A 17,648-nucleotide genomic window follows, 5' to 3' on the forward strand; every position below is an offset into this window, starting at 1 on the left:
TTCACCCTGCCTGTGGAAGGCTTGGGGCTTGCTCCTGCGGTGTGCCGGGGGACGAATCCCGGCAACTCTTCAGAGTGCTTTGTTCACCACGGTCCTTTTGCCTGAGAGTTTCCGGGGTGGTTGCTCCTTCGGCGTTGAGGGCCTTTGGCCCCCAAGCTCTCCCACAGTGAACGTCGGACTGGGTCCGACTCGGGGTGACGGTTGCAAAACCGGCGTCACCCTGTGTTTCAGATTCTACGGCCTGAATCCCAGTCTGACAGGCCCATGACAAAAAATCAGTCGGTCAACTTCTGGTAACTGGCCTCGTCGTGCAAGGCGTCCAGGTCCGACAGCTGAGTCAGCTTGACCTTGAAGAACCAACCGGCGCCCAAAGGATCGGAATTGGCCAAAGAGGGGTCGGCACGCAGGGCTTCATTGACCTCGATGATTTCGCCTGCGGCAGGCATGTGCACGTCGGCAGCGGCTTTGACAGACTCCACCACGCCAGCGACTTCGCGCGCTGCAAAAGTTTTTCCGATGTCGGGCAAATCGACAAACACGATGTCGCCCAGGGTGTCTTGGGCATGGACCGTGATGCCCATCACGGCGGTCAGGCCATCGTCATTGCGCTGGAGCCAAGTGTGGTCTTCGGAGTATTGGATGGACATGGTGTGTAACAAAAAGGCCTGGCCCTCAAGGGGCCAGGCGGTGTGAGAATGCGGGAAATTCTAGCTTTATTTGGCGTAGACCAGATCCCGCAAAGTCAAGGACAGGGCGGGCACATAGCTCACCACCATCAAGCAGACCAGGATCACCAGGACGAAGGGGATCAAATCTTTGATCATCCGGTCCAGCGAAATCCGCGCCACCGTACATGCGGCGAACAGGTTCACACCAAAAGGCGGTGTGATCATGCCCAAAGCCAGGTTGACCACCATGACCAGACCAAAGTGAACCGGGTCGATGCCGAAGTGCACGGCCACTGGGGCCAAGATGGGGGCCAGCACAATGATGGCTGCGCTGGTTTCGATGAACATGCCAATGAAGAACAAAGCAGCGTTGACACCCAACAAGAAGTAAGCGGGTGACTTGAGCACGTCTTGCAACCAGTGGCCAATCGCTTCAGGCACACCAGCACGGGTGATCAAGAAGGCGAACAAGCCCGCGTTGGCAATGATGAACATGATCACCGCGCTGGACAGCACCGATTTGCGCATGATGATGGCCAGGTCTTTCAGCTTGATCTCACGGTAAATCAAGGTGCCCACAATCAGCGCGTAGAACACCGCCACGGCAGACGCTTCGGTGGGGGTGAACACCCCGCCGTAGATACCGCCCAAAATGATCACAGGCATCATGAGCGCCCAGCCGGCTTGCCAGGAGGCCTTGCCAAAGCTCAGACGGCCTTCGCCGTCGTTCTTGCCCCAACCTTTGTATTTGCAATAAATCCAAACCCAGAACATCAAGGCTGCGCCAATGAACAGGCCAGGACCGAAACCGGCAATGAACAATTCGCCAATTGAGACTTCGGCACTGACGCCGTACAGGATCATGGGAATCGAGGGCGGGATGATCACGCCCAACTCGGCCGAGGTGGCTTGCAAAGAAGCCGCGTAGGTGGTGGGGTAGCCGTGCTTGATCAGCGCCGGGATCAGGATGGTGCCGATGGCGAAGGTGGTGGCCACCGACGAGCCCGAGACGGCTGCAAAAATCATGCAGGTCAGCACGCAGGTCATGGGCAAGCCACCTTGCACGCCGCCCACAATGCTCTTGGCGAACTCCACCAAGCGGCGCGAGATGCCGCCGGTTTCCATGATGTTGCCCGCCAAAATGAAGAAGGGGATGGCGGCCAGCGGAAATTTGTTGATCGAATTGAACATCTCCTTGACGGAGATGAGCATGTTGGCGTTGCCGATTTGGATACCGACAATCGCCGACAAACCAATGGACACGGCCACCGAGATGGTGAGTGCAAAGCACAGCACCATGGTGCAAAGCATGACGACGCTCATTGTGCGGTCTCCAATTCAAGGCGCTGGGGGTCCAGCCAATTGCCAATGATGCTGATCACGCTGAAACACGCACCCACAGGCAAAGCCATGTAGGCCCAAAACATGGACACGTCTTCCAGACCAATCATGGACTGGACCTTGCCCCGGTTGGCGTAGTCCCAGCCCCACCAAATGATGATGCAGACCAAGGTGAGTGCAGCCAAAGCCACGGCGGTGTCCAGGAATTTTTTCATGCGTGGGCCGCTCCAGCGGTAAAGCACGTCGACGCTGACCATCGCGCCCTGACGGAAAGCCATGGGAATGCCCATGAAGACCATCCAGATCAGGCTGAAGCGGATGATGACTTCTGTCCATTCAACCGGAACTTCCAGTACAAAGCGGGTGAAAATTTGCAGCATGCCCAGACTGGCCGCGACAACCAGCATCAAACAGGCCACGAACATGGAGAAAGCGGTGGTCCACTTTTCTATGCTCAGATAAAGCGAGCGCATAAAAAATCCTTCACGACAAAATCAAAAAACGCCCGCCAATCCAGGATTGGGCGGGCGTTTCCACAAACTTCAGATTACTTGTAGTTGCGGATGCGGTCCAGGTTGGCTTTGCCGAACTGCTTTTCGAACTCGGCCATGGCGGGGCCCATGGTGGCCAAGAATTTGGACTTGTCCACGTTCTCAATGATGTTCATGCCTTTTTTGCGCAGCTCAGCCACGCCGTTGGCATCGTCTTTGTCCACGCGTGCACGGTTGGCCTTGACCGCTTCTTTGGCTGCGTCCAAAAAGATTTGCTTGTCCGCGGCGCTGAGTTTGTCAAACGAGCCCTTGTTCATCAGGATCACCACGGGTGAGTAGACGTGGCCAGTCAGTGTCAGGTGCTTTTGCACTTGGTCAAAGTTGGAAGCCATGATCACCGACAGTGGGTTTTCTTGACCGTCCACGGTGCCTTGTTGCAAAGCGGTGAACACTTCAGGGAACGCCATGGGGGTGGTCACGATGCCCAAGCTCTTGTAAGCGGCCACGTGCACAGGGTTTTCCATGGTGCGCATCTTCAGGCCCTTCAGGTCGCCCGGCTCATTCACCGCACGCTTGCTGTTGGTCATGTGGCGCACGCCGTTTTCACCCCAAGCCAAAGCCTTGAAGCCTTTGGAGTCAAACTTGGTCAGCAACTCTTGGCCAATGGGGCCGTCCAGCACGGCGCGAGCGTGTGCTTTGTCACGGAACAAGAAGGGCACGTCCAAGATGCGCGACTCGGGCACAAAGTTGGGCACAGGACCGGTCGATGTGGTAGCCAATTCTTGGGTGCCCAGTTGCACAGACTCGATGGACTCGCGCTCACCGCCCAAAGAGCCGGAGTAGAAGTTCTGAATCTTGATGCGGCCGTTGGTGCGCTTTTCGACTTCTTTGGACAGGGTGTCGATGGCCTCGCCTTGGTGGGAATTCTGGCCCACAGAAATGCTGTTGCGCATGGTGATTTGCGCAGAAGCGGTAGCCATGACACCAACAGCCAAACTCAGGCCCAACATCAATTTGCTCAATTTCATTCGATAGCTCCTCGTGGATCAGTGGACGACAACAAGCTGCGAATCAACTTGTCATACAAGTTTCATTATGGAGGTCTCTTTGGTCAGATAGGCTACGGGTTTTCGCGGGGGTGGTGATGCCAAGGTGACGCCAAACAATGCATCGGGTCAAACCAAAAAAAGAGGCCCCTCAGGGCCTCTTTAAAAAACAGGGCAATCTCACATGCCTGTGTAGTTCGGACCGCCGCCACCTTCGGGCGTGACCCAGACGATGTTTTGCGTCGGGTCCTTGATGTCGCAGGTCTTGCAGTGCACGCAGTTTTGCGCGTTGATCTGCAGGCGGTCCGAGTGGTCTTCGTTTTTGACGAACTCGTACACACCCGCTGGGCAGTAGCGGCTCTCGGGGCCGGCGTACTTGGCCAGGTTGATGCTGACGGGCACCGAAGCGTCTTTGAGCGTCAGGTGGGCAGGCTGGTTTTCTTCGTGGTTGGTGTTGCTGATGAACACGCTGGACAGGCGATCAAAGGTCAGCTTGCCGTCCGGTTTCGGGTACTCGATCTTCTCGCACTCGGCCGCAGGCTTGAGGTAAGTGTGGTCGGCCTTGTCGCGGCGCAGCGTCCAGGGGATGTGTCCGCGCAGCACGAACTGCTCGAAGCCGTTCATGAGTGTGGCCACGGTCAAGCCCTTCTTGAACCAGGTCTTGAAGTTGCGTGATTTGTTGAGCTCGGTGTAGAGCCAGCTGGCTTCAAAGGCCTCGGGGTAGGCACTCAGCTCGTCGTGCTGGCGACCGGCCACGATGGCGTCGTAAGCGGCTTCTGCGGCCAACATGCCGGTTTTGATGGCGGCGTGGCTGCCTTTGATGCGGCTCACGTTCAGGTAACCGGCGTCACATCCCACCAAGGCACCACCTGGGAACACGGTCTTGGGCAGGCTCATCAGGCCGCCTGCCGTGATGGCGCGGGCACCATAACCGATGCGCTTGGCATTGACCTCGCCCTTGTCGTTGGTGAAATACCACTTGATGTTGTTGTGGGTTTTCCAGCGTTGGAACTCTTCAAAGGGGCTGAGCCAAGGGTTGGCGTAGTCCAGGCCCACCACATAACCGATGGCGATCTTGTTGTCTTCCATGTGGTACATGAAAGCGCCGCCATAGGTGTCGTTGTTCATGGGCCAGCCGGCGGTGTGCATGACAAAACCGGGTGTGTGGCGTGAGGGGTCGATCTCCCAAACTTCCTTGATGCCGATGCCGTAGGTCTGCGGATCGCGGCCTTCGTCGAGTTGGTATTTGGCGATCAACTGCTTGCCCAGGTGGCCGCGTGCGCCTTCGGCAAACACCGTGTACTTGCCGTGCAGTTCCATGCCCAGCTGGAAGTTTTCGGTCGGCTCGCCGTCTTTGCCGATGCCCATATTGCCGGTTGCCACGCCTTTGACGCTGCCATCTTCGTTGTAGAGCACCTCCGCGGCGGTGAAGCCGGGGAAGATTTCCACGCCCAAGTTCTCGGCCTGCTGTCCCAGCCAACGGGTGAAGTTGGACAGGCTGATGATGTAGTTGCCGTGGTTTTGTGCGCACTCGGGCAAAAAGATACCGGGGGTGCGGGTGGCGCCGGTTTCGCTCAAAAAGCTCCAAGCGTCATCGGTCACGGGCTGGTTCAGTGGTGCGCCCAATTCTTTCCAATTGGGGAAGAGTTCGGTCAGGGCCTTGGGGTCCATGATCGCGCCCGACAGGATGTGGGCACCGGGCTCGCCGCCTTTTTCAAGCACGACCACCGACACATCCTGGCCTTTTTCGGCGGCCAGTTGCTTGAGGCGAATCGCTGTGGACAGGCCGCCAGGGCCGCCGCCGACCACGACCACGTCGTATTCCATGGATTCGCGGGGGCCATAGGTGCTCAGGATTTCTTCGGGGCTCATGAACGTCTCTTGTGAAGTGGTGAATTCGGGGCCGACACGCAGCGTGTCGGCCGTGTGACTCATTTTATGCGGCACAAAGGCCTTTCCCCCGCACAATGGTGTCACCCGTTGTCAGAAGCGGATACGAACCCCTTTGAAGGATTTGCCATGGCTTATGAAATTGATTTGTCGGGCCGCGTGGCCTTGGTGACCGGTGCATCAGGTGGTTTGGGCGCTCAATTTGCCAAAACCCTGGCCGCTGCCGGTGCTGGCGTCGTGTTGGCCAGCCGCCGGGTTGAAAAGCTCAAGGACCTGCGCGCCGAAATCGAAGCTGCAGGTGGTGACGCCCATGTGGTGGAGCTCGATGTCACAGACCGCCACAGCATTGCTGCCGCAGTGGCGCACGCCGAGACTGAGATGGGCAGCATCGACATCTTGGTGAACAACTCGGGCGTCAGCACCACCCAGCGTATCCAAGATGTGACGGAAGAAGACTACGACTTCATCATGAACACCAATGTGCGTGGTGCATTTTTTGTCGCGCAAGAGGTGGGCAAGCGCATGTTGGCCCGTGCCAAGGGGGCCGCACCCGGCAGCTTCACGGGCGGTCGCATCATCAACATCGCCTCGATGGCCGGCCTGAAAGTCTTGCCGCAAATTGGCGTTTATTGCATGAGCAAGGCCGCTGTGGTGCAGATGACCAAAGCGTTTGCCGTGGAGTGGGGGCGTTTTGGCATCAATGTGAACGCGATTTGCCCCGGTTACATCGACACCGAGATCAACCACCACCACTGGCAGACCGAACAAGGCCAAAAACTCATCAGCATGCTGCCGCGCAAACGCGTAGGTCAGCCCCAAGACCTGGACGCGTTGTTGATGTTGCTGGCGAGCGATCAGAGCCATTTCATCAATGGCGCGGTCATTTCGGCTGACGATGGATTTGCTGTTTAAGGAAGCACCCGATGAAGCTGGAGTTGCCTGAGCATAAAAAACTCGTTCATCAGATGGTCATTCCCATTCGCTGGGGAGACATGGACGCCATGGGCCACGTCAACAACACGGTCTATTTTCGGTATCTGGAGTCGGTACGGATCGATTGGTTCGATCAAATTGGCTTTGATCTGAACCCTCAGGGCGAGGGGCCCGTGATTGTGAATGCGTTTTGCAATTTTTACCGGCAGTTTGAATACCCGGGTGACATCCTGGCCAAGATGTATGTGAGCGACCCGGGACGTACCACTTTTGAAAGCTGGTGCACGCTCGAACGGGTGAACCAACCCGGTCGCGTGGACGCAGCAGGCGGAGCAACCACCATTTGGGTGGATTTCCCGAAGCAAAAAGCGGTGAATTTGCCCGACTGGGTGCGCGAAAAAGTCACCCCCTGACAAGCGCCGGGCAGACCTTGGCGCTGCCTCTTAGGCCTTGGCCCCCACCGCCGTCCATTGGTTGGCATGACGGGTGAGCCAGTCATGGGCTTGGGTGGGATGGCCCACCTGCATGGGGTGAAAGTCTTTGCGCGTGTATTCCCACACGGGCTTTGCCACACGCCAAACCATGCCGTGACGCCCGAACAGGAATTTGCCCGCTGACCACCAGGTGGCGGGTTTGAACAGCGTCTTGTCGTGCCAGAGGTTGTTGATCGTTTGGCGCAGCACGTCTGTGCTGAACTGGATCGTCACGTACCAGAACCAGCGCATGCGCCAGCTGTGGTTGCCGCCCAAGCGTTGGTAGAGGTCAAAAGCCACGCATTTGTGTTCGGACTCTTCGGCCGCATGCCATCGCCACAGGGTTTTGAGGGGCTCTTCGGCGCCCGCAAACCAGTCGCCTGCTTGGTCCATCCGTTCCAGCGTCAGGTCGCCAAAAATGGATGTGAAATGCTCAAAGGCGGCGGTGATCGCCAACTCGTGCAGGTAACCCTTCTCGCTTTTGCTGAAAAATTCGTCGCGGCCTTTTTTGAGGCGCTGCTCCGCGCGTGGCCCCCAGTGGTTGACCAAGCCTTGTTTTTCAAGGTGTGCGTTGTAGAGCGCGTGCAGGTGGCGGTGGGTTGCTTCTTGACCCACAAAACCCTTGGCGATGTGCTTGAGTTCTGCGTTTTCTGGCGTGTCGGGCAGGTTTTTTGCGCCTGCTTTGACCGCGTCGATGAAGGACTGTTCTCCCACAGGGAAACTCATGGACAAGGCATTGGCATAGGCCGTCAAAAACGCATCACCGCCATTCCAGTGGCGAGAAAAGCCTTGGCTCAAGTCCACGCTGAGTCGGCGAACTGTCAATTCAGTGGGGGCTGCAGGGTATGTGCTCATAGGGTGTGCCTTGGGATATCGGTCAGAATGTGAGCATTGTTCAGGTTTTGCAAAGACCTTGCAACTCGCGATCTGCTCACATTTTGGAATGGATTTTTCCGATGCCCAGCCCGAAACCCGATAAAGCAAACTCTCCGCTGCGAGGCCCATCCAGCCTCAGGCGGCAGCCTTCACAAGCCCGCGCCCAGCAAACCATGCAAACCTTGTTCAAAGCGGCTGCTCAGATTTTGGACAAGGACGGCGAGGCCGGTTTGACCACCAACAAAGTGGCCGCCGCTGCAGGTTTTTCGATTGGTACGCTTTATCAGTACTTCCCGAGCAAAGAGGTGTTGGTGCGTGCCATGGCCGCACGCGGGCAAGAGATGGTGCTGCAAGCCCTTGAGCAATACCTGGCCGCGCTGGAGTTGCGGCCCGATGTGTCCACGATGGACCCGCAAGACCTGTTGCGTCAAGCCATGCGCATCTTGCTGCAAGGGTTTGCCAGTGGAAAAGGCTTTAGCCAAAGCCTGATTCGCTTGGGTTGGATGATGGAGCAACCCCAGGAGACGGCCAGCGTGGTGCGCCAAGTGGCCGATCGCTTGGCGATCTTCTTTGAGCGCATCAATCATCCTGAATTGAAGTCACCATCTCCCGCGCAGTTGTTTGTGCTCAGCCGCTCGGTGATCGGCACTTTGCGAAGTGCCAGTCTTGAAAAGTCACCGCTCTTGGGCAGTGCGGCGCTCGAAGACGCGCTGGTGCAAGTGGCTTGGGCCTTGTTGGCCCGGCAGCATCTGTTGTACCCGGTGTGAGCGGTTATTCATGGCTATCGAAGGCATGGACCCCCGATCGAGTCGGGGGTGACAAATGTGCCGCATGCCCCAGCCTGTCGTGCCCCGGCCAGTCATCCCCCGGCCAGTCATCCCCCTGCGTGTCATAGCCCTGCGTGTCATAGCCCTGCGTGTCATCCCCCTGACTGTCATGCCCGCGCATGCGGGTATCCATGGCCGCCGAAGGCATGGACCCCCAATCAGGTCGGGGGTGACAAAGGGGAAGTCAAGCCGCTGGCTTGGCCTTGGGCGCGCGGCCCATCAGGTAGAACTCGGGGTTGGGCATCATGCCGCTGAAGCTGGCCATGCGGTTACTCAGGCCAAAGAAGGCGGTGATGGCCGCGATGTCCCAGATGTCCTCGTCATTGAAGCCGTGCGCGTGCAGGGCGGCAAAGTCGGCTTCTTCCACTTGGTCAGACTGGTTACAGACCTTGAGCGCAAAGTCGAGCATGGCGCGCTGGCGTGGGCTGATGTCGGCCTTGCGGTGGTTGATGGCCACCTGATCGGCCACCAAAGGCTTTTTCTCGTAAATGCGCAAGATCGCCCCGTGCGCCACCACGCAATACAGGCAGTGGTTGGCCGCGCTGGTGGTGGTCACGATCATCTCGCGCTCACCCTTGGTGAGGCCACTCTCGCGCCCCACCGACTCGGGCACCATCAGGGCGTCGTGGTAGGCGAAAAACGCGCGCCATTCGGCTGGGCGGCGGGCAAAGGCCAAAAACACATTGGGCACAAACCCGGCTTTTTCCTGGACTTCGAGCACCTTGGCTTTGATGTCTTCGGGCAGGTCATTGATGTCGGGGGCGGGGTAGCGTGTGTTCATGGCGTTCCTTTTGGGTGTCATACCCGCGAATGCGGGTATCCATATCTGATGGGCTTTGGCTGTCTTGGGCGCAGCCACTTGACAGATTATGCTGATGAACTTTTCAGGAGCCTGTCATGTCCAACACACCCGCACGTTCACCCATCGAGCAAGCCCGCGAGGCTCGCCCCGATGACGCCAACTTTCAAGCGGGCCTGACCACCCGCTCCCAGGTCATGGGCCCTGAGTACGTGGACCGCGCCTTGGGCGCTGCCACCGACTACACCATGCCCATGCAGGAGTTCATCACGGCCAATGCCTGGGGCAACGTTTGGCAGCGCCCGGGCCTGGACCTGAAGACCCGCAGCTTGATCACTGTGGCCATGCTCACGGCCCAGGGCAAGCAGCACGAACTCAAGGCCCATGTGCGCGGCGCGCTCAATAACGGCGCGACGCCCGAGGAGCTGCGCGAAGTGATGCTGCACGCCACCGTGTACTGTGGCTTTCCTACCGCCATCGACGCCTTTCGCAGCGTCACCGAGGTGGTCGAGTCCATGGCCTGAGCGATGTCGATCAGGAGGCGGGGCGAGTAACGAACGCAACAGGGCTGCATTGACGGGTCTTGGCTTTTCACCGATTCTCGGATGAGGAGACAAAACCCATGGAATTTTCAGAACTCATCAAGGCCCGAAAAAGCGTTCGCGGCTACCTGCCCAAACCCGTGCCACGCGAGGTGATCGAAGAGATCATCGAGGTGGCCAAGTGGTCGCCTTCGTCGATGAACACCCAGCCTTGGCATGTGCATGTGGTCACGGGCGAGCCCTTGGACCGCATTCGCCGGGGCAACACCGAGAACATGGTCAAGGGCGTGCCGCCCAAGCGCGACTTTCCGATGAAAGAGGCCTACGACGGTATTCACCGCAAGCGCCAGGTCGACATCGCCATTCAGCTGTTCGACGCCATGGGCATCGCCCGCGACGACAAAGAGCGGCGCACCGATTGGGTCATGCGTGGCTTTCGGCAGTTCGATGCGCCTGTGTCGCTGGTGCTGACCTATGACAAATACCTCGAACCTGCGGCCATCAGCCAGTTTGACCTGGGCGCTTTGTCGCATGCGCTGGTGCTGGCTGCATGGGAGCGCGGCTTGGGCAGCGTCATCAACGGCCAAGGCATCATGCAGTCGGCCGTGGTGCGCGAGCACGCGGGCATTCCTGACGACCAGAACATCATGATCTGCATCGCCATGGGCTACCCGGACGAAGACTTTGTGGCCAACAGCGTGAAGTCGGTGCGCGAAGACGCCGCCAACTTTGTGCGTTACGTCGGCTTCTGAACCCACTTTTGACCCAGGCGCCATCAGGCGATGGCGGCCGCCTCTGAGAGCGATGACCCCATGAACTTGAGCAAAGACGAACTGGAATTTCGTGACGAAGTGCGCGCCTTTTTGGCGGCCGAGTTGACCGACGAGATCCGTCTGGGCGGGCACCGCACCTCGGGCATTTTTTCAGACTATGAGGTCGGCATTCCCTGGCTGCGGATTCTGGCCAAACGCGGCTGGGCTGCGCCGCACTGGCCGGTGGCGTGGGGTGGCTGCGGCTGGACGCCCAGACAGCATGATATTTTTGCCAGCGAGATGTCGGCGGCCGATGCCCCCAAAGTCTCGCCGCTGGGCCTGGTGATGGCCGCGCCCGTGCTGGTGGCGTTTGGCACGCAGGCCCAAAAAGAGCGTTGGCTCGCGGACATCCGCAACGGCGTGAGTTACTGGTGCCAGGGCTACAGCGAGCCGGGGTCGGGTTCGGACTTGGCCTCGCTGCAATGCCGCGCCCGCCGCGAAGGCAACGAGTGGGTGATCAACGGCTCCAAAATCTGGACCACCCACGCCCACCGCGCCACGCACATGTTTTGTCTGGTGCGCACCGACAACAGCGGCAAGCCGCAGCAAGGCATCAGCTTTTTGATGTTCGAGTTGAACAATCCGGGCATCCAGATCCGGCCGATCATCAGCATCTCGGGCGACCACGAATTCAACCAGGTCTTTTTTGACGAGGCCCGCGTGCCCGCTGACGCCCTGATCGGCGAAGAAAACCAGGGCTGGACCATTGCCAAATTTTTGCTGGAGCACGAGCGGGGTGGCTCGTCTGCGCCGTTCTTACGGGGCCGTTTGGCCCGCTTGCGCGAGTCCTTGCAAGAAGCCTTTGCGCAAGGCGCGTCGGTCACCGAGCACGAAGACATCGCCCTGAGTTTGGCCAACGCGCAGTGCCGCATCGACGCCTTGCACGCGTGGGAACAACAGGTGCTGACCGCCCGCATTGGCGGCGGCACGCAACCTGCTTGGATGCCGGCTGCGCCGTCCATGGGCAAGGTGCTGGCCACCGAGCTCAAGCAGCACCTGACGGAGCTGGGCCTGGACATTGCAGGTCCCTATGGCGCCAGCAGCCTGACCATCGAGGAGGCTGCTGCCCATGCGCTGCCTGTGCCCGAAGAGTCGGTGTTTGCGACCCGTGCGTATTTGAACGACCGCGCTGCGTCGATTTATGGCGGTACCAACGAAGTGCAGCGCAACCTGATAGCCCGCCACGTTCTGGGGGCCGAAGTGGTCGAGCCTGTGCTGCCGCTGGACGAGACGCAGGCCATGCTCGTGGCCAGTCTGCAAGGCTGGCTGCAAGACAAATGGCCCTTTGACAAGCGGGCGCAAATGATCGCCACCCCAGAGGCGATAGGGCCGCTGTGGCAAGGCCTGGCCCACGAGCTGGGCCTGTTGGGTGCGGCATTGCCAGAACACCTGGGCGGCATGGGCGGTGGATTGCCCGAGCAGCTGCTGATCTGCCAGGCCCTGGGTGCGGCCCTGGTGGCCGAGCCTTACAGCAGCTCGGCGGTCTTGGGTGCCAACTTGCTGCAGGCGCAGGGTGACCCGGCAGCCGATGCGCTGTTGCAAGGCCTGGCCGAAGGCCAAGTGCGTTTGGCCGTGGTGGCCTTGGAGCCTGCCGGGCGCACGGATTTGAGTCGGGTGCAGACCCGTTTGCACAAGTCGAACGGCCAGGTGCACATCAGCGGGCGCAAAGCCCTGGTGCGTGGCGCACCCGGAGCCACGCATTGGCTGGTCAGCGCACGAGACGACGCGGGCCAGCTGCGCATCTGCCTGCTCGACCCCGCAGCCAGCGGCATGCAGCGGCGTGATGTTCGACTGATCGACGGTGCCTGGGCGGCTGAGTTGGCTTTTGACCAAGCGCCCGTGCAGGCGCTGATCGGTCAGGGCGATGCGCTGGCCGCGCTCTCGCAAGCCTGGGATGCGGCCACGCTGGCCGCAGGTGCCGAAGCCGTGGGCGTGATGCAGACCCTGATGCGCGACACGCTGAACTACACCAGCCAGCGCAAACAGTTTGGCCAGCCTCTGGCGGCCTTCCAAGCTTTGCAACACCGCATGGCCGACATGTACATGGCGCTGGTGCAGGCCGCAGCAGCGGTGGGTGCTTGTGCCGATGTGCTGGGCGACAGCCCCGAGCGCCGCGCCGAGCGGGTGTCATCGGCCCATGTGACGGTGCTGCGTGCGGCGCGTTTGGTGGGGCAGGGCGCGGTGCAGTTGCACGGCGGTATGGGTATGACCGACGAGCTGGCTGTGGGCCACGGCTTCAAGCGGCTGACAGTGATCGAGCAGCAGTTTGGCGGGGTGGCGCAGCATCTGCGGCGGGTGGCGGGTTTGGCTCGAGCCTGAGCATGAATGCTCACCCCCGCATCAACTTCTGAATTAAATCCGCAGCCCCTGAGGCTTGGTATTTGCGCATCAGCTTGACGCGGTAAATTTCTACCGTGCGGTGGCTGATGCCCAGGGCTTTGCCAATCTCTTTGCTGGTCAGGCCGTCCATCAGGTGGGCGGCGACTTCCCGCTCGCGGGCGGTGAGTTCGGCTTTGACGGGTTTGCGGGCCGAGAGGTCTTCAAAGGTCCAGATGCCGGCTTCGTGCGGGGCGTCGCGGTTGAGCGCCCGTCCGGTCACATGGCACCAAAAAGTCTCGCCTTTGAAGCGGCCGTCCACGCGTTTCATCACGCGGTCGTCGGCGTACACGCCCTTGGCGTTCAAGATGGGCGTGATGCGCTGGCCGGTGCGCTCGTACTCGTCGGCGCTGGGGTAGAGCAGCTGGAAGGTTTGGCCGATCAGCTGTTCGCGGGGCACGCCAAACATCTCGCACACGCGTTGGTTGCAGTCGACCATGGTGCGGTTGCGCGAGAGCACCATGCCGATGGGGGCCAGGTCAAAAGCGAGGCGGTAATCGATGTCGTTGGCAGTGGTGGAGGTATTGGGCATCAGGGCACACCATTACGAAAAACTACGTATTTGAATACGTAGTATCGTAGCGTTTTGATCCTCTATCTGGAGATTGGCGTGAACAAGATTTATCCCTCCGCAGCCGAGGCCTTGAAGGGCATCGTGGCTGACGGGCAACTGATTGGCGTGGGCGGCTTTGGCCTGTGCGGTATCCCTGAAGCGCTGATCGACGCGCTCAAGGAGAGCGGCGTGCAAAACCTCACAGCGGTGTCTAACAACGCGGGCGTGGACGATTTCGGTCTGGGCAAACTGCTGCAAACACGTCAGATCAAAAAAATGATTTCTTCATACGTGGGCGAGAACAAAGAGTTCGAGCGCCAGTACCTCGCGGGCGAGCTGGCTTTGGAGTTCACCCCCCAAGGCACGCTGGCCGAGAAGCTGCGTGCGGGCGGCGCGGGCATCCCGGCCTTCTTCACCAAGACCGGCGTGGGCACGCTGGTGGCCGAAGGCAAAGAGCTGCGCGAGTTCGATGGCGAGACCTACGTGATGGAGCGATCGCTGGTGCCCGATGTGTCGTTGGTCAAAGCGCACCGCGCCGACAAGTCCGGCAACCTGCAATTCCGCTACACCTCGCGCAACTTCAACCCCGCCGTGGCCATGGCCGGCAAGATTTGCGTGGTCGAGGTCGAAGAGATTGTGGAAACCGGGGCCATGCACCCGGACAGCGTGCACCTGCCGGGCATTTATGTGCACCGCATCGTGCTGAACCAGCACCCTGAAAAGCGCATCGAAAAACGCACGATCACTGAGAAAGCAGGAGTCTGATATGAGCTGGAGTCAAGACCAAATGGCCGCCCGTGCGGCCCACGAATTGGAAGACGGTTTCTATGTGAACCTGGGCATTGGCATCCCCACGCTGGTGGCCAACTTTGTGCCTGCAGACAAAGAAGTCTGGTTGCAAAGTGAAAACGGCATGCTGGGCATTGGCCCGTTCCCGACCGAAGACGAGGTCGATGCCGACCTGATCAACGCCGGCAAGCAGACCGTGACGACCATCAAGGGCTCGTCGATCTTTGGCAGCGAGCAGTCGTTTGCCATGATCCGCGGCGGCAAGATCAACCTGTCCATCTTGGGCGCGATGCAGGTCAGCGAAAAGGGCGATCTGGCCAACTGGATGATTCCCGGCAAGATGGTCAAGGGCATGGGCGGCGCCATGGATTTGGTCGCTGGCGTCAAGCGCGTGATCATCTTGATGGAACATGTCGCCAAGAAAAAAGACGGCACCGAAGACATGAAGATTTTGCCCAGCTGCACCCTGCCTTTGACGGGTGTGGGGGTGGTCGACCGCATCATCACCGACCTGGCCGTGATGGACGTGACGGACGCGGGCCTCAAAGTGGTCGAGTTGGCGCCGGGTGTGACACCTGAGGCACTGCAGGCCAAGACGGGTGTGAAGCTGATCTTCTGATCGGCGCGCTTGCCCTGAAAAAACCAAAGGCCCCGCGAGGGGCCTTTTTCATGATGGCTTGAACGCCGTGTTCAGTGCAGCTGCGCTTCGAGTTCTGCCACGCGATCGCGCAGGGCCTGGTTTTCGGCGGTCAGCGTGGCCACGCGTTCTTGCAGGTGGCTCACTTCGTTACCCTGCGAGGCCTTGGGTTCTTGCGCATCTTCTCTCACCGTTTTGCGGCTGACTTCGCGGACTTTTTGGGCTGCTTGCTTGAGTTCGTCCTTGCCGCCCAAGGCCGCTTGTTTTTGCTCTTCGGCAGGCAGTGTGGCCACGGCGGCTGCGGCATTGATGGATATCGTGCCTGCTTTGACGGCGGCCACCAATTCGGGTGCGGCTTGCTTTTGGATTTTCTCGATGTTTACCACCTGGCTGCTGCTCAGTCTCGCGGCCTTGGCAATGTCTGAGCGGCTTTTGAGCGGATTGCCCCCCATGTGGAAGGCGCTGTCGCTGGCGTCCACTGACAGTGCTTCGGGTAAATCGGTCGCGCTGACTGCATTGGCTGCTTGTGCGCGGCGCTCGCTCAGGATCTCGCGCTTGCGCAAAGCCAGTACGCCGCGCTGAAAGTCCGATACGCTGCGACGCCCCAGGTGCTGGTCGATCATCCACAGGTGCACGTCTTCTATGGACTTGAACCGCGTGTTTTGTACCGTCTGAAAAGACAAGCCATGCTTTTGGCAAATGCCGTAGCGGTTGTGTCCGTCCACCAACACATCGCCCCACAGCACCAGGGCGTCACGGCAGCCCTCGGCCAGGATGCTGCGCTCCAGCGCCGCGTGCTCATCAGGTGTGAGCGGGTCGATGTAGGCTTTGAGTTCTTCGTTGACGGTGATGTGCATGGCGCGCTGTACAAATGCAGAAGGCCCCTTGCGGGGCCTTCTTTGAAGCTGGAGCGGGTGAAGGGAATCGAACCCTCGTTATTTGCTTGGGAAGCAAAAGTCCTACCATTAAACGACACCCGCGAAGCCGTGTAGTTTACTTCAGGATGTCGCCCACACAGAGGTATTTGATCTCCACATAGTCGTCCATGCCGTGGTGCGAGCCTTCGCGTCCCAGGCCTGACTGCTTGACGCCCCCAAAAGGCACATGCTCGGTGGCCAAAATGCCCACGTTGATGCCGACCATGCCGTATTCGAGCGCCTCGCTCACTCGGAAGATGCGACCCACGTCGCGGCTGTAGAAGTAGCTGGCCAGACCAAACTCGGTGTTGTTGGCTGCAAAAATGGCGTCTTGCTCGGTCTTGAACTTGAAGATGGGGGCAAAGGGGCCAAAGGTTTCTTCGCGGGCGCAGACCATGTCAGCGCTCGCATCGGCGATCACCGTGGGTTCAAAAAATTGTCCGTCCAGACGCTTTCCGCCAGTGAGAACGCGCCCGCCCTTGGCGATGGCATCTTTCACATGGCGCTCGACCTTGTCGAGGGCCGAGGGTTCGATCAGCGGGCCTTGGTTCACGCCGTCGGCAAAGCCGTTACCCACTTTGGCGGTTTTGACTTTGGCCGCGAACTTGGTGGCGAACTCTTCGTACACCGACTCCTGCACATAAAAGCGGTTGGAGCACACGCAGGTCTGGCCCGCGTTGCGGTATTTGCTGGCAAAAGCGCCTTCGACGGCGCTGTCGATGTCGGCGTCGTCAAACACGATGAAGGGCGCGTTGCCGCCCAGCTCCAGCGACATCTTTTTGACGGTGGGGGCCGACTGCGCCATCAGGATGCGGCCCACTTCGGTGGAGCCGGTGAAGCTGATGTGGCGCACCACATCGCTGGCGCACAGCACTTTGCCGATGGCGATGCTTTGCGGGCCGTCAGCGGTGATGATGTTGAGCACCCCGGCCGGGATGCCCGCACGAATTGCCAGCTCAGCCGCTGCCAAAGCCGTGAGCGGGGTTTGCTCGGCGGGTTTGATGACCACAGGGCAACCTGCTGCCAGCGCCGGGGCCACCTTGCGGGTGATCATGGCCAGCGGGAAATTCCAGGGCGTGATGGCCGCGCACACGCCAATGGGCTGCTTGAGCACCAGCAGACGGCGGTTGTTGTCGAACTGGGGCAGGGTCTCGCCGTTCACTCGCTTGGCTTCTTCGGCAAACCACTCCACAAAACTCGCGCCATAGGCCACTTCGCCACGCGACTCGGCAATGGGCTTGCCGTTTTCTGCAGTCATGAGCCGGGCCAAGTCTTCGGTGTTGGCGATCAGCAGGTCAAACCACTTGCGCAAGATGATGCTGCGCTCTTTGGCGGTCTTGGTTTTCCAGGGGCCCCAGGCGGCGTTGGCTGCGGCAATGGCGGCCTCTGCCTCGGCGGCGCCCAGGTTGGCCACGTTCGCCAAGTGCTGGCCAGTGGCCGGGTCGGTCACCTCAAAACGCTGACTACCCGGCACCCATTGGCCGTTGATCAGGGCGTCGGTCTTGAGCAAAGTCGGGTCGTTCAGCAGGGCGAGGGGTGATGTTTTCATGTCTATAGGGTCTCCGGATATTATTTAACCTGTTAAATAAATTGTGCCATGGTTTGCACGATATCGCAGTTGCTTGGGGTCGCCTGTCACGCAAACAACTGAGGGTGGGGGCAAACTTATAATGTTCGG

At 59.7% G+C, this 17,648-nt stretch carries 18 protein-coding genes, 1 tRNA gene and 1 riboswitch; of the genes, 8 read left to right on the plus strand and 11 right to left on the minus strand.

The annotated features are described in order from the left end of the window. Window positions 1–79: 79 nt before the first annotated feature. A riboswitch (glycine riboswitch) is annotated at window positions 80–174 on the minus strand. Between the two features lie 101 nt (window positions 175–275). The 5 genes from gcvH to B9Z37_RS11370 all read right to left on the minus strand — a co-directional run bounded on the left by gcvH (window position 276) and on the right by B9Z37_RS11370 (window position 5,418). Then, a complete protein-coding gene (gene gcvH / locus B9Z37_RS11350; protein WP_108313142.1) occupies window positions 276–647 on the minus strand; it encodes a glycine cleavage system protein GcvH in 372 nt (123 codons plus the stop codon). 66 nt (window positions 648–713) lie between these two features. After that, the gene (locus B9Z37_RS11355; RefSeq protein ID WP_108313143.1) at window positions 714–1,991 is read right to left on the minus strand and encodes a TRAP transporter large permease; all 1,278 of its coding nucleotides are present in this window, start codon (window positions 1,989–1,991) and stop codon (window positions 714–716) included. Continuing rightward, window positions 1,988–2,482, minus strand: a complete 495-nt coding sequence (locus B9Z37_RS11360; RefSeq protein ID WP_108313144.1) for a TRAP transporter small permease — start codon at window positions 2,480–2,482, stop codon at window positions 1,988–1,990. Before B9Z37_RS11360 ends, B9Z37_RS11355 begins: the two co-directional genes overlap by 4 nt. A 74-nt stretch (window positions 2,483–2,556) precedes the next feature. Beyond that, window positions 2,557–3,528: a TRAP transporter substrate-binding protein gene (locus B9Z37_RS11365; protein WP_108313145.1), complete on the minus strand. Its 972-nt coding sequence runs from the start codon at window positions 3,526–3,528 to the stop codon at window positions 2,557–2,559. 198 nt (window positions 3,529–3,726) lie between these two features. Continuing rightward, window positions 3,727–5,418 (minus strand): electron transfer flavoprotein-ubiquinone oxidoreductase, encoded by a 1,692-nt coding sequence (locus B9Z37_RS11370; RefSeq protein ID WP_108313325.1) that lies wholly within the window; start codon window positions 5,416–5,418, stop codon window positions 3,727–3,729. Window positions 5,419–5,565: 147 nt separating this feature from the next. Here B9Z37_RS11370 and B9Z37_RS11375 point away from each other — a divergent pair, with 147 nt between their 5' ends. Both B9Z37_RS11375 and B9Z37_RS11380 read left to right on the plus strand, forming a co-directional pair. Further along, entirely contained in the window at window positions 5,566–6,348 is a 783-nt protein-coding gene (locus B9Z37_RS11375; protein WP_108313146.1) for an SDR family oxidoreductase, read from the plus strand. A gap of 11 nt (window positions 6,349–6,359) precedes the next feature. After that, window positions 6,360–6,782, plus strand: coding sequence for an acyl-CoA thioesterase (locus tag B9Z37_RS11380; RefSeq protein WP_108313147.1), 423 nt, complete (start codon window positions 6,360–6,362; stop codon window positions 6,780–6,782). Between the two features lie 30 nt (window positions 6,783–6,812). On the opposite strand, the gene B9Z37_RS11385 is transcribed toward B9Z37_RS11380, so the two are convergent. Beyond that, complete coding sequence (locus tag B9Z37_RS11385; RefSeq protein WP_108313148.1) at window positions 6,813–7,697, minus strand: metal-dependent hydrolase; 885 nt, start codon at window positions 7,695–7,697, stop codon at window positions 6,813–6,815. A gap of 194 nt (window positions 7,698–7,891) precedes the next feature. Here B9Z37_RS11385 and B9Z37_RS11390 point away from each other — a divergent pair, with 194 nt between their 5' ends. Beyond that, window positions 7,892–8,485, plus strand: a complete 594-nt coding sequence (locus B9Z37_RS11390; RefSeq protein WP_240606699.1) for a TetR/AcrR family transcriptional regulator — start codon at window positions 7,892–7,894, stop codon at window positions 8,483–8,485. Window positions 8,486–8,729: 244 nt separating this feature from the next. On the opposite strand, the gene B9Z37_RS11400 is transcribed toward B9Z37_RS11390, so the two are convergent. Next, entirely contained in the window at window positions 8,730–9,326 is a 597-nt protein-coding gene (locus B9Z37_RS11400) for a peroxidase-related enzyme (RefSeq protein ID WP_108313150.1), read from the minus strand. 116 nt (window positions 9,327–9,442) lie between these two features. On the opposite strand from B9Z37_RS11400, the gene B9Z37_RS11405 reads away from it, so the two are divergent. From B9Z37_RS11405 to B9Z37_RS14665, 3 genes are all read left to right on the plus strand, one after another. Next, the gene (locus B9Z37_RS11405) at window positions 9,443–9,868 is read left to right on the plus strand and encodes a carboxymuconolactone decarboxylase family protein (protein WP_108313151.1); all 426 of its coding nucleotides are present in this window, start codon (window positions 9,443–9,445) and stop codon (window positions 9,866–9,868) included. 98 nt (window positions 9,869–9,966) lie between these two features. Beyond that, the gene (locus tag B9Z37_RS11410; protein ID WP_108313152.1) at window positions 9,967–10,638 is read left to right on the plus strand and encodes a nitroreductase; all 672 of its coding nucleotides are present in this window, start codon (window positions 9,967–9,969) and stop codon (window positions 10,636–10,638) included. A gap of 60 nt (window positions 10,639–10,698) precedes the next feature. Then, window positions 10,699–13,017, plus strand: coding sequence for an acyl-CoA dehydrogenase family protein (locus B9Z37_RS14665; protein WP_146179731.1), 2,319 nt, complete (start codon window positions 10,699–10,701; stop codon window positions 13,015–13,017). Window positions 13,018–13,027: 10 nt separating this feature from the next. Here B9Z37_RS14665 and B9Z37_RS11420 read toward each other — a convergent pair whose 3' ends face one another. Further along, complete coding sequence (locus tag B9Z37_RS11420) at window positions 13,028–13,606, minus strand: LuxR C-terminal-related transcriptional regulator (protein WP_108313154.1); 579 nt, start codon at window positions 13,604–13,606, stop codon at window positions 13,028–13,030. Window positions 13,607–13,684: 78 nt separating this feature from the next. Here B9Z37_RS11420 and B9Z37_RS11425 point away from each other — a divergent pair, with 78 nt between their 5' ends. Together B9Z37_RS11425 and B9Z37_RS11430 are read left to right on the plus strand one after the other, a co-directional pair. Further along, complete coding sequence (locus B9Z37_RS11425; RefSeq protein WP_108313326.1) at window positions 13,685–14,392, plus strand: CoA transferase subunit A; 708 nt, start codon at window positions 13,685–13,687, stop codon at window positions 14,390–14,392. Window position 14,393: 1 nt separating this feature from the next. Beyond that, complete coding sequence (locus B9Z37_RS11430) at window positions 14,394–15,035, plus strand: CoA transferase subunit B (protein ID WP_108313155.1); 642 nt, start codon at window positions 14,394–14,396, stop codon at window positions 15,033–15,035. A 71-nt stretch (window positions 15,036–15,106) separates the two neighbouring features. On the opposite strand, the gene B9Z37_RS11435 is transcribed toward B9Z37_RS11430, so the two are convergent. The 3 genes from B9Z37_RS11435 to B9Z37_RS11445 form a co-directional block, all read right to left on the minus strand. Further along, a complete protein-coding gene (locus B9Z37_RS11435) occupies window positions 15,107–15,910 on the minus strand; it encodes a ParB N-terminal domain-containing protein (RefSeq protein ID WP_108313156.1) in 804 nt (267 codons plus the stop codon). Between the two features lie 49 nt (window positions 15,911–15,959). Further along, window positions 15,960–16,033: transfer RNA gene (locus B9Z37_RS11440), tRNA-Gly, on the minus strand. A gap of 13 nt (window positions 16,034–16,046) precedes the next feature. Continuing rightward, a complete protein-coding gene (locus tag B9Z37_RS11445) occupies window positions 16,047–17,525 on the minus strand; it encodes an NAD-dependent succinate-semialdehyde dehydrogenase (protein ID WP_108313157.1) in 1,479 nt (492 codons plus the stop codon). Between the last annotated feature and the right edge of the window lie 123 nt (window positions 17,526–17,648).

Origin of the sequence: Limnohabitans parvus II-B4, assembly GCF_003063455.1 — a bacterium.
GTDB lineage: Bacteria > Pseudomonadota > Gammaproteobacteria > Burkholderiales > Burkholderiaceae_C > Limnohabitans_A > Limnohabitans_A parvus.